The sequence below is a fragment of the Pseudomonas sp. LRF_L74 genome, assembly GCF_965644255.1.
In the GTDB taxonomy this organism is placed as follows: Bacteria; Pseudomonadota; Gammaproteobacteria; order Pseudomonadales; family Pseudomonadaceae; genus Aquipseudomonas.
On sequence record NZ_CBFFRH010000018.1, the window covers coordinates 14,898 to 33,343 of the forward strand.

At 56.1% G+C, this 18,446-nt stretch carries 16 protein-coding genes; 15 read left to right on the forward strand and 1 reads right to left on the reverse strand.

Annotated elements, in window-relative coordinates:
- Positions 1-32: 32 nt before the first annotated feature.
- From ACSZPK_RS26150 to ACSZPK_RS26170, 5 genes are read left to right on the forward strand one after another with little or no spacing between them, the layout of a single operon-like run.
- The gene (locus ACSZPK_RS26150) at positions 33-1,652 is read left to right on the forward strand and encodes an ABC transporter substrate-binding protein (protein WP_437884547.1); all 1,620 of its coding nucleotides are present in this window, start codon (positions 33-35) and stop codon (positions 1,650-1,652) included.
- A 3-nt stretch (positions 1,653-1,655) separates the two neighbouring features.
- Positions 1,656-2,657, forward strand: coding sequence for an ABC transporter permease (locus ACSZPK_RS26155; RefSeq protein ID WP_437884548.1), 1,002 nt, complete (start codon positions 1,656-1,658; stop codon positions 2,655-2,657).
- A 17-nt stretch (positions 2,658-2,674) separates the two neighbouring features.
- The gene (locus ACSZPK_RS26160) at positions 2,675-3,520 is read left to right on the forward strand and encodes an ABC transporter permease (protein ID WP_437884549.1); all 846 of its coding nucleotides are present in this window, start codon (positions 2,675-2,677) and stop codon (positions 3,518-3,520) included.
- Positions 3,517-5,208: a dipeptide ABC transporter ATP-binding protein gene (locus ACSZPK_RS26165; protein ID WP_437884550.1), complete on the forward strand. Its 1,692-nt coding sequence runs from the start codon at positions 3,517-3,519 to the stop codon at positions 5,206-5,208. The genes ACSZPK_RS26160 and ACSZPK_RS26165 overlap by 4 nt, the downstream gene beginning before the upstream one ends.
- A gap of 20 nt (positions 5,209-5,228) precedes the next feature.
- Positions 5,229-6,446 (forward strand): acyl-CoA dehydrogenase family protein, encoded by a 1,218-nt coding sequence (locus ACSZPK_RS26170; protein ID WP_437884551.1) that lies wholly within the window; start codon positions 5,229-5,231, stop codon positions 6,444-6,446.
- Between the two features lie 421 nt (positions 6,447-6,867).
- On the opposite strand, the gene ACSZPK_RS26175 is transcribed toward ACSZPK_RS26170, so the two are convergent.
- Positions 6,868-8,010, reverse strand: coding sequence for an IS701 family transposase (locus ACSZPK_RS26175; protein ID WP_437884552.1), 1,143 nt, complete (start codon positions 8,008-8,010; stop codon positions 6,868-6,870).
- A 245-nt stretch (positions 8,011-8,255) separates the two neighbouring features.
- Between ACSZPK_RS26175 and ACSZPK_RS26180 the strand changes: the two genes are divergently transcribed.
- The 10 genes from ACSZPK_RS26180 to ACSZPK_RS26225 all read left to right on the forward strand — a co-directional run bounded on the left by ACSZPK_RS26180 (position 8,256) and on the right by ACSZPK_RS26225 (position 18,227).
- Positions 8,256-9,314 carry a Gfo/Idh/MocA family protein gene (locus tag ACSZPK_RS26180; protein ID WP_437884553.1) on the forward strand — a complete coding sequence of 353 codons (1,059 nt, stop codon included), beginning with the start codon at positions 8,256-8,258 and terminating at the stop codon, positions 9,312-9,314.
- Positions 9,315-9,352: 38 nt separating this feature from the next.
- Positions 9,353-10,204 (forward strand): phytanoyl-CoA dioxygenase family protein, encoded by an 852-nt coding sequence (locus ACSZPK_RS26185; RefSeq protein ID WP_437884554.1) that lies wholly within the window; start codon positions 9,353-9,355, stop codon positions 10,202-10,204.
- Entirely contained in the window at positions 10,201-11,100 is a 900-nt protein-coding gene (locus tag ACSZPK_RS26190) for a glycosyltransferase (protein WP_437884555.1), read from the forward strand. The genes ACSZPK_RS26185 and ACSZPK_RS26190 overlap by 4 nt, the downstream gene beginning before the upstream one ends.
- The gene (locus tag ACSZPK_RS26195) at positions 11,090-11,341 is read left to right on the forward strand and encodes an acyl carrier protein (RefSeq protein WP_437884556.1); all 252 of its coding nucleotides are present in this window, start codon (positions 11,090-11,092) and stop codon (positions 11,339-11,341) included. The genes ACSZPK_RS26190 and ACSZPK_RS26195 overlap by 11 nt, the downstream gene beginning before the upstream one ends.
- A gap of 8 nt (positions 11,342-11,349) precedes the next feature.
- Positions 11,350-12,177 (forward strand): hypothetical protein, encoded by an 828-nt coding sequence (locus ACSZPK_RS26200; protein ID WP_437884557.1) that lies wholly within the window; start codon positions 11,350-11,352, stop codon positions 12,175-12,177.
- 13 nt (positions 12,178-12,190) lie between these two features.
- Complete coding sequence (locus tag ACSZPK_RS26205) at positions 12,191-13,393, forward strand: condensation domain-containing protein (protein WP_437884558.1); 1,203 nt, start codon at positions 12,191-12,193, stop codon at positions 13,391-13,393.
- A 101-nt stretch (positions 13,394-13,494) separates the two neighbouring features.
- Positions 13,495-14,646: a M20 family metallopeptidase gene (locus ACSZPK_RS26210; RefSeq protein WP_437884559.1), complete on the forward strand. Its 1,152-nt coding sequence runs from the start codon at positions 13,495-13,497 to the stop codon at positions 14,644-14,646.
- A gap of 23 nt (positions 14,647-14,669) precedes the next feature.
- Positions 14,670-16,907: an FAD-binding protein gene (locus ACSZPK_RS26215; RefSeq protein WP_437884560.1), complete on the forward strand. Its 2,238-nt coding sequence runs from the start codon at positions 14,670-14,672 to the stop codon at positions 16,905-16,907.
- Complete coding sequence (locus ACSZPK_RS26220; RefSeq protein WP_437884561.1) at positions 16,897-17,244, forward strand: 4Fe-4S dicluster domain-containing protein; 348 nt, start codon at positions 16,897-16,899, stop codon at positions 17,242-17,244. The genes ACSZPK_RS26215 and ACSZPK_RS26220 overlap by 11 nt, the downstream gene beginning before the upstream one ends.
- Entirely contained in the window at positions 17,193-18,227 is a 1,035-nt protein-coding gene (locus tag ACSZPK_RS26225; protein ID WP_437884562.1) for a hypothetical protein, read from the forward strand. Before ACSZPK_RS26220 ends, ACSZPK_RS26225 begins: the two co-directional genes overlap by 52 nt.
- Positions 18,228-18,446: the final 219 nt, after the last annotated feature.

The following is an 18,446-nucleotide window of genomic DNA, read 5'->3' on the forward strand; positions in this document are numbered from 1 at the left end:
GAATCCTGCCTCGTGCAATCGATGGAATGTCCATGCCCAATAAAGCCTTTGCGTTACTGATCGTCTCGGCCTGCCTGGCCGGCTGCTCGCCTTCCGAAGCACCCAAAACCACCTCCAGCGAGCCGGTCGAAGGCGGCACCTTGCGCTTTGCCATCTCCGAGGTGGTCAAGTGCCTGGATACAGTGCAATACGCCGACCGCGCTGCCGGCGCGATTGCCCAGCAGTACTTCGAAAACCTGGTATTCCAAGATGAGGCCGGGCAGATCCACCCGTGGCTGGCCAGCTCCTGGCAGGTTTCCGACGATGGCCTAACCTATGTCTTCAAACTGCGCGAGGACAAGGTCTTTTCCGATGGCACGCCCTTCGATGCCGCGGCGGTCAAAGCCAACATCGACTACATCCTGCACAGCACCTCGTGGACGCGCACCTCGCTACTGCGCGTCGCTTCCGCCAGCGTGGTCGAGGCGCATACCGTCGCCATCACCCTACTCGAACCCGACAGCGGCACACTTGAAGCGCTGGCCGATCCAATCGTGCCCATGCAATCACCCAAGGCCCTGGCGCAGGGCCAGAAGCAGAACTGCAGCACCCCGTCTGGCACCGGCCCGTTCAAGGTGGCGGCATTCGATCAGCAGTCCGGCGTGACCTTCGTGCGCAACGAACATTTCACCCAGGGTCCACCCATCGTCGCGCATCAGGGGCCCGCGTATCTGGACAAGATCGAGTACCGTTTCATCACCGACAACGCCGCGCGCCTCGCCGCCCTGCAGTCCGGCGCGGTGGATGCCATCGAAGGCGCCAACGTGGAAAACACCGCGACCTTCCAGGGCGATCCGACGATCACGCTGATCACCGCTGCGCGCAAAGGCATCGCCGATGTGTTTTTCCTCAACAGCACCCAGGCGCCATTCGACGACGTGCGCGTGCGCAAGGCATTCATCCAGGCCATCGACATTGATACAGCCCTGAAGACCGCATTCTTCGGCCAGTACCAGCCGTTGCACTCACCCATCAGCTCGACCACCACCTATCACCTCGACTCGCCCGACTACTACCGCTTCGACTTGGTCAAGGCCAACGCTCTGCTCGACGAAGCAGGCTGGAGCGAACGCGATCCCGAGGGTTATCGCCTCCGTGACGGCAAGCGCCTCGGGACGGTATTCAAGCTGGCCGCCAGCGAGATTCCGGCCCTCGTGTCCACCGTGCAACAGGCCCAGGAGTCACTGAAAAAGATCGGCTTCAAGCTCGATATCCAGCAGCTCGACGGTGCCACCACCCTGACCAGTGCCTATGCCTGGAACTACGGCGTGGTGCGCATGAGCTACAGCAAGAACTCGCCGGATATCCAGCGCGCCATGTTCCACTCCGAGAGCGGCGTGGCCAATGCCGATGGTTCGCACAAGTCCCCGACCCCGGTGCTCGACGCCACCCTGGACACGCTACTGGAGCAGGCCACCCGCACCGCCGACCCACAACAACGCAAGGTGCTGTACGAGCAAGTCCAGGCACGCATCGGCGAGCTCGGTGTACTGCTACCCATCGCCGACCAGCAGACGCGTCTCGCCTACAAGCCTCAAGTACACGGGCTGCGCTTGTGGCCGGCGTCCAACTACGTGGCGCTGTACGACGTCTGGCTGACCCCGGAGCGATAGTCCATGGGCAATGAAACCAGTGATGTCGCCCCGCCAGCCACGTCCATTGTCAAGCCTCGAAGGGGATCACTGCTGCGCACGCTCGCCACTCACCTGTCCAGCGCCGTGCTGGTGATGCTGGGTGTAGTGAGCATCACCTTCACCGCCTTGCGCGTGCTGCCCGGCGACCCTGCCCGGCTGATCGCTGGCGGCGGTAGCGGCATTGATGTGCCAGAGGCGGTGCTGCAGCAAATCCGTGAGCAATACGGCCTGAACCGACCGCTCGCCGAACAGTACATCGGTATGCTCACGGGCTTTGCCCAGGGTGATTTCGGCTTCTCGTACATCATGCGTGACGATATCGCCAGCATCCTGCAACGCTATGTCCCGCCCACCCTGTTGCTGGCAACCCTGGCGTTATTGACGGCCTGGGTGCTGGCACTCGTGTTCGTCCTCGCATCCGCGCGTGGAGGCAGAACAGCGGCACGAGCCGGCTCGGTCATCGAGACCTTCTGTGCCTCGCTGCCGCATTTCTGGCTCGGCTCGCTGCTGATCATGCTGTTCGCAGTACAACTGCGCCTGCTGCCTGCCGTCAGCGACAAGAACAGTCTTACAGGTCTGGTCATGCCGGTGCTGACCCTCGCCTTGCCTTGTGCCGGCTACCTCGCGCAGATCCTGCGTGGTGCACTGGCCGACGCCCTGCAGTCGCCTTTCGCACTGAGCGCCAGGGCACGCGGCGAGAGCGAGTTGGGCGTACTGCTGAGGCATAGCCTGCGCCATGCTATCGCACCGGCTATCAGCGCCTCGGCCGCGTTCTTCGGTGCCCTGATCAGCGGCGCCGTGGTGGTGGAAAGCGTGTTCAGTCGCCCGGGCCTAGGCCGCGTGCTGATCCTCGGCGTGGACGGCAGGGACATTCAACTGGTAGCTGCCGTAGTCACCGTCGCCGCCCTGCTTTACGTGATAGCCAATCTGATCGCCGAAGCATTGCTGCATTGGGTTGATCCACGCATCGCAACCGAGCGCTGAACAGGAGCCTATCGTTCATGACCTTCTCCCTGACCTATCCCGTCGAATCGGAACAGCCCCTGCGCGCGACACCATGGCTGTCGATCTTCTGCGGCGCCGTGCTCGCTCTGCTGGGCCTGGTAGCCCTGTTTCCCGGTTTGCTGGCGCCTTTCTTGCCGACACAGATGGACACGTCGGCCATTCTCCAGGCACCGAGCTGGCGTCACCTGTTCGGTACCGATGAGAACGGCCGGGATGTGCTAAGCCGCATTCTTTACGGCGCGCGAGACACCCTGGCAATCGGCCTGCTGGCAACCACCATCGGACTGACACTGGGCATGCTGTTCGGCTTCCTGGGCGGCCTTGGCGGTCGCTCGCTCGACTGGGGTGTGACCCGCTTCGTCGAGATCATGTTCGCCTTTCCATCCATCGTCCTCGCACTGCTGTTCATCACCGTGGCCGGCAGCGGCACCTATACCACCGCTTGTGCGGTCGGCCTGTCGATCTTTCCCGGTTTCGCCCGAATCATCCGCACCCAGGTCCTGGTGCAGAAAAATGCTGATTACATCAAGGCCGCCGTCGCGTTAGGTCGGTCGCCAAACTTCATTTTTCGCCGCCACCTGGTTCCCAACGTGATGTGGCCGCTGCTCGCTCTGTTCACCGTCGGTATCGGCCAGTCGATCATCTGGGGCGCCGCTCTCGGTTACCTGGGCATGGGCGCCGCACCGCCCGCCTCGGAGTGGGGGCTGATGCTGTCCAGCGGCAAGAATTTCATCTACTCCGCCTGGTGGCTGACCCTGTTTCCCGGCCTCCTGATCGCCGCCACAGCCATTGCCGCCACAGCCCTGGGCCGCTCTCTCGAAGCACGGAGTCGTCAGCCATGACCGCTGCAACCCCCTCATCGCTGGTCGCAGCCCATAACCTGCGGATAGCCTTCAACGGACGCGAGGTCGTCCACGGTGTCGACTTCGCCATACAACCCGGCCAGTGCCTGGCCCTGGTCGGCGAGTCCGGCTCAGGCAAATCGGTGATCGCCAAGAGCCTGGTCGGCCTGCTGGACGACAACGCCCGGGTCAGCGCCGACCGCCTGAGCCTGGAAAACGACGACCTGCTGAGCCTATCCGCACGCCACTGGCGAGCACTACGTGGCGAGCGCGTCGGCCTCGTCCTGCAGGACGCGCTGGTTTCGCTAGACCCGTTGCGCACCATCGGCGATGAAGTCGGTGATCCGCTACGCCTGCATCGGCGCGGGCTGACGGCCGGTCAGCGGCGCCAACAGGTGCTGGACACCCTGGCCCGAGTCGGCATCGCCGATCCCGAGCAGCGCATCGACCTGCGCTCGCCCCAACTCTCTGGCGGCTTGCGCCAGCGCGCGCTGATTGCCTCGGCAATCGTCCTCAACCCGACCCTGCTCATCGCCGACGAACCCACCACTGCGCTGGACGCCAGTGTCCAGCAGCAGATTCTCGACCTGCTGCTGACCCTCAAGCAGCGTGGCACGGCCATCCTGCTGATCAGCCACGATCTGGCTGCGGTGGCGAAGGTCGCGGACCAGATCGCCGTCATGCACCAGGGCCAGATCGTCGAAAACGGGGTCGCTTCGCAGGTGCTGGAACAGCCGCAGTCCGCCTATACCCGCCAATTGCTGGCCGCCATACCGGACCCGCAGCGCAAGGGCCAGCGCTTGAGCCCGTCGCCCTTGACGACGAGCCATGCCTTGGCGACCGTCTCCCGGCGGCCCGCACTGAGCACTGGGCCACGCCTGAATGTCAGCAACCTGTCCAAGTCTTTTCATCATCGACACCATCCCAGCCGGTTGGCGGTGAACGACGTGTCGTTCCAAGTGGCCGTGGGTGCCACCCTGGGCATCGTCGGCGAATCGGGTTCGGGTAAAAGCTCGGTCGCCAACATCATTCTCGGCTTGCTCGAGGCGGATTCCGGCCAGGTCGAACTGGACGGCAAACCCTGGGTGGGCAATGGCCTGAAGGAAGTCCATCGACGCCCGTTGCGGCCGCACCTGGGAGTGATCTTCCAAGACCCGCTGAGCTCGTTCGATCCGCGCTGGTCCGTGGGCCAGATCATCGAGGACGCTTTGTCACTCGGGGCGAGCCGCAAGCCGGCAGGTCTCAACGATACGCTGAACATGCTGCTCGACGCGGTCGGACTGGCGCGCAGCATCGCCAGCCGCAGCCCGGCCCGACTGTCCGGTGGCCAGCGTCAGCGCGTCGCCATCGCCAGGGCCTTGGCCCACTCACCGTCACTGGTGATCTGCGACGAGGCCGTTTCAGCGCTGGATGTTTCCATCCAGGCGCAGATTCTCGACCTGTTGCTGGAGATCCAGCGCGAACTGAACGTCAGCTACCTGTTCATCTCCCACGACCTGGATGTGGTGCACCACATGAGCCAGGAAGTCATCGTGATGAAAGACGGCGCCATCGTCGAACAGGGCGACGCCGACCAGGTGCTGTTCCATCCCCGTCACGACTATTCCCGACGCCTGGTGGCGTCGTCACGGGCCAATGAGCTGCACCAGCATGGCGGTGCCGCCATGCCCATTCCCCCCCTTACCTGAACCACCAAGGAGTTTGTTCCATGACCCAGATCGACGCAGCCTGGGGCGCCGGCCCCGACGCTGACTACGAAACCCTGGCCGAGCGATTTCGCCCGCTGTTCGTCCGTATTCGCGAAGGTGCGATCCAGCGCGAACTGAAGCGCCAATTGCCAGTGGAACAGTTGCAATGGCTAAAAGACAGCGGCTTCACGGCCTTGCGCGTGCCCAAAGCCTATGGCGGCAGCGAAGCCAGCCTGCCCCAGCTGTTCAATCTGCTGATCGAGCTGGGCGAAGCCGACTCCAACCTGGTCCAGGCGATTCGCGGTCATCTGGGCTTCGTCGAAGGCATTCTCGGCAGCGACGACGCGGCGCGGCGCGAACGCTGGCTACCGCGCCTAGGCCAAGGTCAACTGGTCGGCCCGGCCTGGAGCGAAACCGGCGAAGCAAGCCAAGGCACGTTCGGCACCCGCCTGTACCAGGAAGGTGAACAGTGGGTTCTCGACGGCAGCAAGTTCTACACCACCGGCTCGCTGTATTCGGAATGGATCGATGTCGGTGCCACCGATAACGAGGGTGAGACCATCAGTGCCACAGTGGCGCGCGACGCCCAGGGCGTGGACGTAGTGGACGACTGGAACGGCTTCGGCCAGACCCTGACCGCCAGCGGCACCGCGCATTTCCACAACGTGCACGTAGAGTCCGTCGATGTCAGCCGCAACGGCCGCTTCCTCTACGCGCCAGCCTTCTACCAATTGGTGCACTTGGCCACCCTGGCCGGTATCGGCCGCGCCCTGAGCGGCGAAGTGGCCAGCGCCGTCGCCAGCCGCACCCGTACCTACAGCAACGGCAACGCCCCGCGCGCCGCTCAGGACCCGCAGATACTCCAGGTGGTCGGTCGCCTGCGCGCAGCCGCCTACACCAGCGGCGTCATCGTGCTGAAAAATGCCGAGGCGGTACAGCGTGCCTTCGACAGCCTGGCTGGCCCGCAGGAATTGACGGAACGCGCCATCTCCGTCGCCGAATTGGAAGTGGCGCAATCACAGAGCATCGTGATGGACCTGATACTCAACGCAACAACCACCTTGTTCGACGCCTTGGGCGCCTCGGCAACCTTGCGTCCCCTGGGGCTGGACAGATTCTGGCGTAACGCACGCACCCTCTCCTCCCACAACCCACGCATCTACAAAGACCGGATCGTGGGCGACTTCGCCGTCAATGGCACGCCACCACCGGCACAATGGCGAATTGGCATAGCTTAAAACAGAGGCCGGTAGCCAGCATAAGAGTACTGGCTACCCGTTCAAGCTTGGCCCCAATGGTTAATCTACAGAGTCGTCGTAAATCTAAATAGAAATGTCCACGCTTGCAGAGTCATGAGGCAAAACCGCCAATACGACACCTGTCATATCGCGTTATCACTGGTCCGCAGCAAAGGGGCACGGTAAAAGGAAAAGGCTGCCCTTCAGCAGATCATGCTCAAACACCTACGCCGCCATCATTCCAAACCCCAACCTGTTGATAGGCCTTCCTGCCCCGAAGGCTTTTTCCGGTGTTAGCCACACCACACCGGAAGTACCTCCTCCAACGGATCTGGCAACTCACAGCTCTCTCGGACAGCCAGTACAAACACCTCTACCTGGGTCCCATCCAACTAGCCACTATTGTCCTTCTGATTGCGATCTATACAGGGTCACACTCTACAGCCATCACGGCATATGCAAGCATGGCGAGCGTTACATGCCGATACCAACCATGCCAGGAGCGCGACTCATTGTGATCCAGGCCGATCGTGGTCTTGGCCGCCTCGAATGCAGCGTCAACACGCTGCTGCTGGGCCAGGATCGAGATGAAGGTTTCAATCGGGGTCTCCAGGGGCGCCCACGTAGAAAAAAAAGTAGATTCATCGTTATCACCGGCCCGCCGGACGAGCACCCCGCTTCCCCACTGCACCTCATCGGAATGAGCGAGATCCTGATCTTCAACTAGCGAAACCCAAGACCAGTCGACGCCATTTTCGGCAGGGTATACGGACAGAGTTGAACCCGCGCACCTCTGCGCAACTTCTTTCAACACGGCACGGGAGGAATCCATCGGCAGCACAAAGCGTTTCCCTTTTTCGATCAACAGGAGTTCCAGCTCTTCACTTGCATATTCGTGAGAAGAGGTGATCCAAGAGAAAGCAACTTCCCCATCCAAAGCACGACTGAGCATATCCACAGCCAACTTGGACTTGCTGGCAAAGCCAATACTTTCAGGTATGTGGGCAGCAGCGCGCCGATCGGGACTGTCTATCCAATCATGGGGCAAATAAAGCGTACGATCCAGAAAAGCAAGACCATTGCGAGAAGCGTAGGCCATGAACAAGCCTACCTGACAGTTTATGGACTTCTTGTATAAATAAACGAACTGCCCAGCAACACCGCAAGAAGAATGTCCCTGTTTTGGAAAGTGGGTCTCCTTCAATACCAGAACAGCAGCCGGATCAGAAAAATGTTCAAGCACATATTCACGAACTAGATCAAGAAGCACATCCGCATGCCAATGAGCCCGACCAAGAATCGCCTGCTGACGCCAAGGACCGGGATCGCCCGATAACTTTGCGCGAGCCCAGCCTGTTTTTCGTGTATTGGCACTCAACAAACTTTCGATAAATAGCGCCGCAGATTCCGTTACACGCTCTTGGGTAAAGATGGGACGCATGCGTGGTCTAAGCCTGCGCAATGCCGCCGCCCATGATTTAGCCTTTCCATCCATGGATGACATCAGTAATACACCGTTATTAAAAAACAAGATAGAGCCATAAAAAACAGCATACTGCAACACCCACTGAACGCCTCCACCAAGAAATAATGCAACAGTAATAACAGCTGCAATCTTGCAAAAGCAAACTATAATCTAATAACAAAATGTTATTTTTCGATCGTTCAGCCACACACTACATTGACCCACCTATCAAAGTTTTGGCAATCAGCTGATGACTGACAAGAAGCTTACTTAACTCTCCGCTATCTGCGCCACAACCCACCATCTCGTTGATGGTTCCTTGTCGAGAGGTAAAAGGTGAAAGGATGATTAGACAACTGCAGGATGCCTCGACCCTTAAGGTGTGTATTGTTGGGTTTGGCTGGTTTGGCCGATTGCATGTCGATGCCTGGATGGCGATCGAAGACATTGAAATTGTTGCTCTTTGCGACTCTTCACCAGACGCATTCCGCCCCGCCGCACAACATTATCAAGATAACTTTCATCGTAACTCGAAGCACTCACGCGAAACGTTAATATACAATATCCCGAGGTTTTCTGACATTGCCGTCGCTCTTCAGGAAGTGTATTGTGACATAGTGGTAGTTACCACCCCTGAAGCCAGTCATGCGGCCATAGTACGTGTCGCGCTGATAGCCGGATGCCACGTAGTCGTCGAAAAACCTTTTACTACAAACCCGGCCGAGGCGGTGGAGTTAACCCAGCAATCACAAGCCAATGGCCTGCACTTATTCATTGGAAATATCTTGCGCTGGGATGACCGCTACGTGCACTTGCTCGACGATCAGCAGTTCGATAAAAACACGCTTCGCTATATGAGCTTTCAGAGAAACTTCCAGCAATCAGCACTTGAAGTCTACGGCAGGGTTCATCCATTTTTCGGTGCCTGCATACACGATATCGACCTAGCGATCTGGGCAAAAGGGCGACGCCCTGACCGAGTATTCGGTTCAGTTGCTCGCAGCCGAGAACAACACAGGATCATTTGCGCCATCGGTCTGCTGGAATGGAATGACGGTACTCAAGCGACCTTGCAGAACAATTGGCTACTGCACAAGAGCACACCCGCCGGATTCACCTTCGAAAGTCAGTTTTTCTTAGAGGAGCAAACCTTGGTGGTCCACTCTCAGCCTACCGTTAGCATTGAAAACAGCCGCGAATCCATTTGGCCCGATCTGTTCTTCTGGCCCACCATCAATGGCCAGCGCAGCGGTGCCTTGGTTCGTGAGCTGGCGCATTTTGTGGACTGTATCAAGTCTGACCGAGCGTCTGAGCGAATGTCTTTAGAACACGCCTGCTGGGGAATAGAAACTGCGGACGCCTTGATTAGATCAAGCGAATCCAGAACTTGGATTGACTTGTAGCACCATCGATACATCTGACTCGGTATAGCGAAGATAAAATGGATAACACTCGAAGATTCGGCCGCCTTTCAACACACGAACGTTCTCACCTGCAAGACAGGGGATATATCGTTTTAAAGAGTCTGGTACCCGCTTCTTATATCGAACGTGCAATCCAGGCAACTTGGGACTATTTAGGTATGGATCCCGCACAACCAAGAACCTGGTACGACGCGTCTCTGCGCGAGCTCTGCGGCGTAGACCAGCGTGGAATGATTCCATGGTATCACCATCAGTCTCTCTGGGATTGCCGGACACACCCAGCGGTATTCCAAGCATTTCGGGATATCTGGTCCGACGCAGACTTGGCCGTCAGCATTGATCGCGTCAACTTCAATGTCCCGGTCACGGCAGAGTGGGTCTATGACGGTTTCATTCATTGGGACATAGACGTATCGATACGTCCATTGCCACTCGCCTATCAGGGAGTCCTCGCATTATCTGATACGCCACTTGATGGAGGCGGATTTCAATGCGTACCTGGCTTCCATAAACGTATCGAAAGTTGGCTGGAGCACTATCCTCCTGGCTATGACAGCCGCTTTCCCGATATCACAGGATTTGACATAAGAACTGTCGATATGCAGGCGGGCGACCTGCTGATATTCAACAGCCTGCTGCCCCATGGAAACACGGCAAATTGCTCTTCGATGCCGCGTCTTGCTCAATATATCACCATGCAACCCTGGGCGAGGCTTGATCATAAATTCAGAACTGAAAGGCTACACTCGTTCGCTCAAAATAGTGCACCACGATCATTTAGCGGCGCACTGATGCCAGCGCCGCGACTATCGAATGTACTTCCCCAACTGACTGCGCTAGGCCATAAACTTCTCGGAGGAAACGGATGAACTCTTACGTTACGCCCACAGGACAGGCAGGCTCGTTGAATGACAGCGGGCATTACCAACTCAGTATTATTCTTCCACGACTTCACGAACCCAGGAATATAATAAAAAATACCCTTCGACGCATCAGCAATATAAGTGAAACCATTTCGATAGAGATCATAATCGTCAATGATGGTGGCAATTCGTCCGACCTAACTGGTTTCGAGGATAGATATCCGCAACTTCGTATAATCCACAACCGTCGATGCCAGGGAAAAGGCTATAGTATTCGCAGAGGCGTTAGCAAAGCAAAAGGACGATATATATTTTATTCCGATATCGACCTACCCATCGGACTGACAGATCTTGTAGATTCGTTGCACGGTGAGCTAACTACCACTCCCCCGCCCATGATAATAGGACAACGCACACGCTCACCAGCATCAGATACTGTTACATCAAATCCTGCAAGGCGTATGACCAGCACGTGGTTTCGCAAAATTTTTCAGCTCATCATCCAAAGCAATATTGCCGACAGCCAATGCCCTTTCAAACTCATCGAGCGAAGTTTCGCACTTCGTTTGTTTGGCTTGAGTTCCGTAAACGGCTACGCATTCGATGCTGAATTAATTTTCTTAGCACACCAGCTTGGTATTGAGCTGGTTCAAAAGAAAATCACTTGGACGGATACCCGGGCTCCTTGGACGGTTACCAAATCCTTGAAAACTTTCCTGCACATGACAGGCGAACTATTGCTTATTCGAGTTCGCGGCATGCTTGTTTCCTCGCGACTCAGGGGCGAGCGCGAGGAGATTGAGCAGGAACTTGGCTCCTATGAAAGTACGCAGCCCATTTATAGCACTAGCCCACATCAGTGGGCAGGAACACCGAACAGAGGATGCACTCTTGAAGAATGAAGATGTCATGTCAGCCCTGCTTTCCGAGTTAAGCCGAAGCACGCCGACAGCCATACAGGACATTCGCCATGACAGCCACCTGAAGGACGATCTGGGTATCGACAGCTTGGACTTGGTAGAAATCACCGTTCAACTGGAAACACTATTCGAGGTGCAATTCAGAGCCAAGGATCTGGATGGCATCAAGACAGTAAGTGACTTACTGAGCAGGCTGCTTACCTTACTTCACCTTGACGGTTGAGCTCACAGATGGCCCTACAGCACCTGACGTTCAAATACCTGCGCAAAGGCTCCGAGCCTACCGTCGTACTCTTTCTTCCGCTCGCCACAGGCACGCTTGGATGTTACGGAGAATTGATACTGCATCTGCGACGCAGCCTGACCATTGGCGTTGTCTCACCGAGGGTGGATGCACTCTATGAGGGCGTACCCATGGGATTGGCCGACATCGCTACCTACGTGGCAGAACATTTGCACACCGAGCATGAAGGCAAAAACGTCGTGCTCGTGGGTTTCAGATCAGGCGCAGATATGGCGCTCGCCGCAGGAGGTCATATTCAACCAGCGGCAAGCGGCTCGTTGCAGGTGATAGCGATCAATCCAACATATGACTTGAAGAACGCGCCACTGTTCAAGATCGATCCCTCGGAGCACCATCCCGACCTGACCTACTGGAACTTTTTCTCGCAAAGCATCTGCCATCTGGGCGCCGAGTACTCCCTGCTTGAAGATCATTCATTCTGGTCTTTGCATTCCACATTGGACAAAGCCAATTACTTGATCGCGCAGGCAGAACGAACCGGCACCCCAATATTGGGCTTGGCACGAGAGACCCCCGACTGGCAGTTCCATTTCGTGCGTTCTTTGATCTCTAACTCCCGCGACTTCACCCCTCTCCCAATTCCACATCTCGTACTGATAGTGTCTGAGTTAAGTCATTTACAACGAGCGCATACGTTCATTAACACACGCTCATTATTCGCAAGCTGCCAACTGCTGGCCACGAATGACACAGGCATAGCGTTAACAAAAGACGAAACCGCTCGAAAGATCATAAAGCTCATGGGCTTGGGATAATTGCGAGAAGAATATGACCCACTACCCTCTCACATTCTCGCAAGAGAACAGATTCAAAAAATACCATGCTGCACCGCTACGCACAGATCAAAATATGTTCAGATGCGTGGTCATTCTCGACAGCCAGGACCCGGTAAAAATCAGCAACGCCGTCAACCAGTGCTTCGGCACGATACCCTCGGTGTGGGCCTCGTTTCACGCCATGGCGGGCACGTTCATCCAGCGCATCCATGAACCGCACTTCGTCAAGGTTGAGCATATCGAAGGCACCTTTACGGAGGAAAGCATCCTCCCCGTCTTTCTCCAGTTCGCCAGATCACCCTTCGCCCTCGACTCCACGCCACTGTGGCGGGCAGCAATCGCGTCTCTGGGGGAGCACTATGCGCTGTGCATCTCCGTCCAGCACATCGGATGGGACTACTATTCTTGGCCCCCTTTCTTCCGGACTCTAGGCGCTATATTGAACGGCGTCCCAAGCGCACCCTCCAACCGCAGCTGGAGATGGCTTGGGGAATACGCCAAATATCAGCGACAACAGTTTTCCCAGTATTCGCTGGCACATGAGCATGACCGTTATTTTCGCGATGTACTCAACGAGCATCCGGTTCAGCCACAACAGTTGCCCCAACGTTTTGCTGACAGACCAGGCGTACTGGTCACGACGCGCATCGTTCAGCGCAAGGACCTGCTGGCCAATTCGATAATGGAGGAAAGCCCTGTTGCTGGATATTGCTTTGCACTCTGCCAGGCCATTCAACGAATCGCCCCCTTACCCATCTATCAAATATTTTCGCCGATCAACGGACGGCCATTAGCATTGAAGGAGCAACCCGGTTTCTTTTCAAACACATTGTTATTCAATGTGCATGACCAATGGCTGTGCGCTACGCACGGCGAAAAGCTCAGGCTGGTTCATCAAATAAGGAATGCTGCCCGCTACCGCCAGGTGCCTCACATCGATGATGGCGCACTGCAGCGTCAAGGCGGACGCTTGGCATTCACCGTCAACATTGTTTCTGAAAATCGCGAGTTTCCGAGCGTCTTTCGACATCTTCCAATCGACAGGTTCACATTGTTCGGCGATGTGCAACTGGCAATCAAATCCACCAAAGAAGGCGACAGCATCGACATTATCGGGTCCCCTCGCTGTTTCGATAGTGCCAGTCTGGAAAGTTTTGCAAATGAGGTGATGCATTCAACTCTAGGCCACGGCTGATCACTTCCTTCATCTACAGCGTTTCCCACGGACATTCGCCAATGCGTGCCCGGCGACCGTCCGGTGCTTAACGATAAGATTTTTTATAAAACGGAGTGGTCATGGATAACCTATCAGCTATCGAAATCCTGGAAAACCTAATAGCCATCAATAGTGAGAATCCCGGCGCCAACGAGATTCAAATCGTTGACTATTGCAAACATCTCCTGAGCGCCCAAGGTATCGACGTTCAAATAATCGGCCAGCATCGCGACCGTCCTAACATCATTGCGCGCTTGCAAGGACGCCAAGGGCGCAAGCTGATTTACCAGGCCCACTTGGATACCAAGCCGGCTCATCACGAGGGGGCAACAAGCGGGTACTGGTCCTACCCTCCGTTTAAAGCCACCCGTGTCGGTGACCGGATCTACGGCCTGGGCGCCTGCGATACAAAAGGTGGTGCTGCCGCCCAACTGGCGGCCCTGATCACCCTCGCCAAAACGTGGGACACCACACTGCCGAGTATTGAATGGCAAGGCGTCGCCGATGAGGAAAACGGCAGCGGCCAGGGCGCCGAATTTCTCGCCCAGCAGGGCCTGCTCAAGGCTGACCTTGCGGTGGTCGCCGAACCCACTAACGGCCGCGTGTCGGTCCAGCAATTCGGTAGTGTCTGGATGGAGGTGAGCGTCCTTGGCCAACAGGCGCATGGAGGGATGCCCTGGCTGGGTCACGATGCGATAGCTGCTGCATTGAACTTGATTGCACGGATGAAGACGCGGGTAAGTGCACAAGCACGAGCGCAGGAGGCCCCTTTCCATCCTGCCGTCGGGGTCCGGATATTTGAAGGTGGCGGACACGCAGGGACTGTTGCAGGCACCTGCCGGTTTGTCGCTGATATCAGGGTCCCACCTGGCGAGGAAAGAGCGGCCTATATCGCACTTTGGCAACAGGTAGCAAAAGAGACCGAAACCGAGCTCTCGGTTTCAATCACGTTGAATGCCGCAAGTGGCGGCGGGTGTAATCCGAACAGTCTGGCGGACCCAGGACTCCTGGGAACCATCGAAGAGACCTGGCAGCAGGCATTTTCGGAACCGCTGTTGCCGCAGGTGTTTTTCGGCGGATCCGATGCGCGCTACTTCACCGCCTGCGGTGTTCCGTCAATCGTACTAGGTGCCGGTAATCTGGCGCACGCACACTCCCCCGATGAGTTCACTCCCGTTGCCGATGTTCTTCGCTGTGAACGATTCCTAACGTCTCTGCCGCTCCATTTTTAATCAAGCTACGGGAGCGAGCCCGCATGAACGAATATACGCACCTGTCCGACAGTGATCTGCAAACCTGGGTTGCCGAACTACGCCGAGCGGTGGGCAGCGAAAATGTCTATACCGACCTTGGGCGTCGTGCGACCTATGGGTTCGATGCATACTTCAAACGCGCAATTCCAAAACTGGTGGTCGCCCCTGCAACGACCCACGAAACCGCAAAAGTAGTCCGCGTATTGGCCAAATCAGGATTACGCTTCGTCGTCCGAGGGCGCGGCACCGGTTATGCCGGAGGCAGCGTACCCATCAATGGCGAAGTGCTTATTCTCACGACCCGGTTGAGTCGTATCCGTGAAGTCAATGTCGAAGAGCGCTGGGTGGTTGCTGAAGCGGGGGTGATCACTGCGGATATCCAGCGCACTATCGCGCGCCATAACCTGCGCTACCCGGTCGATCCGTCCAGCCATGCCATTTCCACGATAGGTGGAAATGTTGCAACCAACGCCGGAGGCCCACATTGCCTTGGTCATGGAGTCACGTCCAATTACGTGCTCGAACTGGAGTGCATCAGTGCTACCGGTGAAATCTTCTACCTGGGCAACTCCGCGGCCCTGTCCAACGGACTAGATCTTCGTGGCGTCGTTGTGGGCTCCGAAGGAACCACAGTTATCGTGACCTCGGTAAAGCTGCGGTTGATACCAAAGGCTGAAGCGATACGAACGATCTACGCCCGGTTTGATCGATCCGAGCAAGCGTTTTCTGTGTTAGCAAATATATTTTCCGAAGGATTGCAACCCATCGCGCTTGATATGACTGCGAATGTCATTCATCCACAAGCGGCCGAGTTCCCATTCAAGAACGATGCGATTCTCTACATTGAGATTGAAGGTGATCAGGCATCCGTCGAGAAACGCAGCCAGCGCTTGAAAGATGTGCTCAGCCATCACCCTTGTGCAGTTTCAATGCAGAACAAAAACGACCTGATGAAACAGCGTTTTTCAGTAACACAGGAGCGCTGGATAGGCATCACCCAGAAACTGCGGCTACCCGCGTATTTTCTTTTCGATGCCGTCGTATGCCGTTCCAGGCTGCCTGAAATTTTTGCTGCTGTGAAGATAGAGGCCGAACGATTCAACTTTGTCGTGGCGAATACCTTCCACGCCGGAGATGGAAACATCCATCCGACCGCATTTTTCGACCCGCGCAGCCATGGCATAGAGCAACGCTTGGAGGCCTTCCGAGATAACGTACTTGCACATGTCGAAGCGCTGGAGGGCGTATTGTCTGGGGAGCACGGTATCGGCCTGGAGAAAAAACACCTCATCTCGCGTTTTTTCGACCTCGGCGCACAGCAATTGCAACGAGGAATCATAGCGGCCTTTCAATCAGACCAGTCGTTGGGGGCGGATAAATTGCTACCGAACCAGGTCGAGGCAGGTAGATACACACCAAGAAGCAAACTTCGCACACCCGGCCTTCAGTTGATTGACGGTTATGCTGTATTTCCTGCTGTGACCACACTGGTCGAAGTTAGGGCAGATCTTGCCAACACCCCCTACCAGTTCGCCTACGAGCCGCTCGGTACTTCTGAAAATGAAGCGATAGGCAAAATCGTTTCAAGTGGCGCACCCGGTTTGCGTGAAGATCGCTTCGGCCCTGCGCGCGACCTATTACTGGGAGGGGTATTAAAGAGTCCAAAAGGGACATGCTACGAGTTCGGTTCCGTCTATGCCAAAGACGTATCGGGGCTTGATATCAGAAAGCTGCTCTTTGGTTCCAGAGAGCGACTGGGTACGCTGCAGACGGTAGTGCTGAAGCTGACACCAAGAGATGAGCGCTCGGTACTCTGCGAGTTGCTCGCAAACGACATGAAGGACGCCCAATCAAAGATATCTGAACTGTCGCAATCTTCTGCGTGCGTATCGGCCCTGCATATTCTTCGCACAAATAAAGTGTGTCGTGTACGTTGGCTCGTAGAAGGGCTTGCAACGACAGTAGACGCGATTGTGAAGAGCTTTGGGGAACGCTATCACGTCGCAAGATTTTCACTCTCTCCCTGGGAGCAGACCATCGTCTTGCCGAAGTCCCTGACCGAGCCCCCCATACACTGGAGGATCGCACCCCTGCGTGATGTCGGCGGTATTGCAGGAGATGCGGATTTCATTGCCTTATACCGATCGGGCCTGCTTGGCATCGGCGGCGCAATGACGCCAATCGAAGATGATCTTCCCGCTATAACTTCCCATATAGAGGAAATAGCACATGCTATCTGACGTGCCTTACTCGGACCACTTGGCGGCATGTAGTCGCTGTGGGTTGTGCTTGACCGCCTGCCCGACATTCAAGATCTCGGGAGCCGAAAGTGAAAGCCCACGCGGACGTGTTCAACTGATGTTGCTGGAAGCAACCAGGAATATTGACCCGCACACTGCCCGGCCCTTTCTGGAAAGCTGCCTTCAGTGCAGAAAATGCGAACCGGTGTGTCCGACCGGTGTACGTGTAACAGACTCGATCAATGAACATCTTGGTGCCAACCGCATGGACGCTCGATTGAGGTTATGGCGAGCAAGAGCAAAGTTCATCTGGCAAACCCTTGCAACGCGGCACTGACTCCTTATATCAACCAGAAAACGAAGGCCTTTTCGATGGAAAGCAAAATCCCCCATGTCGTACATGCGCAAGCACTCAATACTGCAATCGAAGAGTTAATCATCACTCCTCTGCGGAAAGCTGCCACAACTTCTGCCTGCCTGGTGGCCTTTGCCACAGGCAGCTATGTCTTCGGTAAACAAGACCCTGTCAACCCCAATATCAACATCTACTTTCTTGTCGAAGAAGGTGCCGGTCCAGCCTTTCGGCTTGTACTCGCCGAGCAGTTTCAATCGATTCGCCGCGCGCTGAGGCAAGAACACATCAATTTCTGTGTCGACTGCCATCCTTATACTGTGTCATATCGTGAGTTGGATTTTTCCAATGCAATCACTCTCACCAGCAAAGTCATGGAGCGCAAAACCGGTGACTCGGCTCCTTGGTCACTGCCGCCAACGATTGGTCAACTGTGGCTTAACCATGTGCGCATTCTCTCTGGTGACGAAACATTTCTCGAAGAGCTAGCGCGCGAAGCCAGACCTGATGCTGATTGGTTTCAGGCTATACACGAGGCATTGAGCCGCTATAAGAACATCTTAGATCATTTGCCGTGGTGCTTAGACTGGGCCACCTATCCCGAACTATTGGTGGAAGAGTCTCTGCGCTATGCAGAGGAGGCAATGAAAGACAGTCTTACACTCGCCCTGCGGCCGGAAGAGATCAACAGCGATATCAGAACCAATCTCTATATACATTGGAAAGAGGGTGCCGCAGGGTGTCTGGAAGAGCGATTTGGTGCTGACGGCAAGTGGATTGCAGATACCGTGGCCGACATAAAGTCAAGATTTCGCACGGAGCTAACATGGACTGCAGAGGACGCCGCCACTGTCTGGAAGACAGCTCTGCATGTCTGGGAGATAGTATGGAACAAGTATCAGGCGCGCCTGCTTGGCGATGCGCCCTCATCGCCAAGCTGGACTCGGCGCGTCAATGCCTTTGTTTGAAAGCCAAACGGTTACATGCTTATCACCATTTTGAATAGATAGCATTCATATCAGTAGGTTGTAAGCTAATAACTTTTCGATCCACAACTTCTACATCATAGTGATCGATAACCAGGCACATTTGGCTTAGACTCGCTGGCAAGGCAAAACTTATTGCCTTCATTCCTGCAGTATATATTGAACTATTTGCGCCACCTTTCAATTTATTGCGTCCTGCTC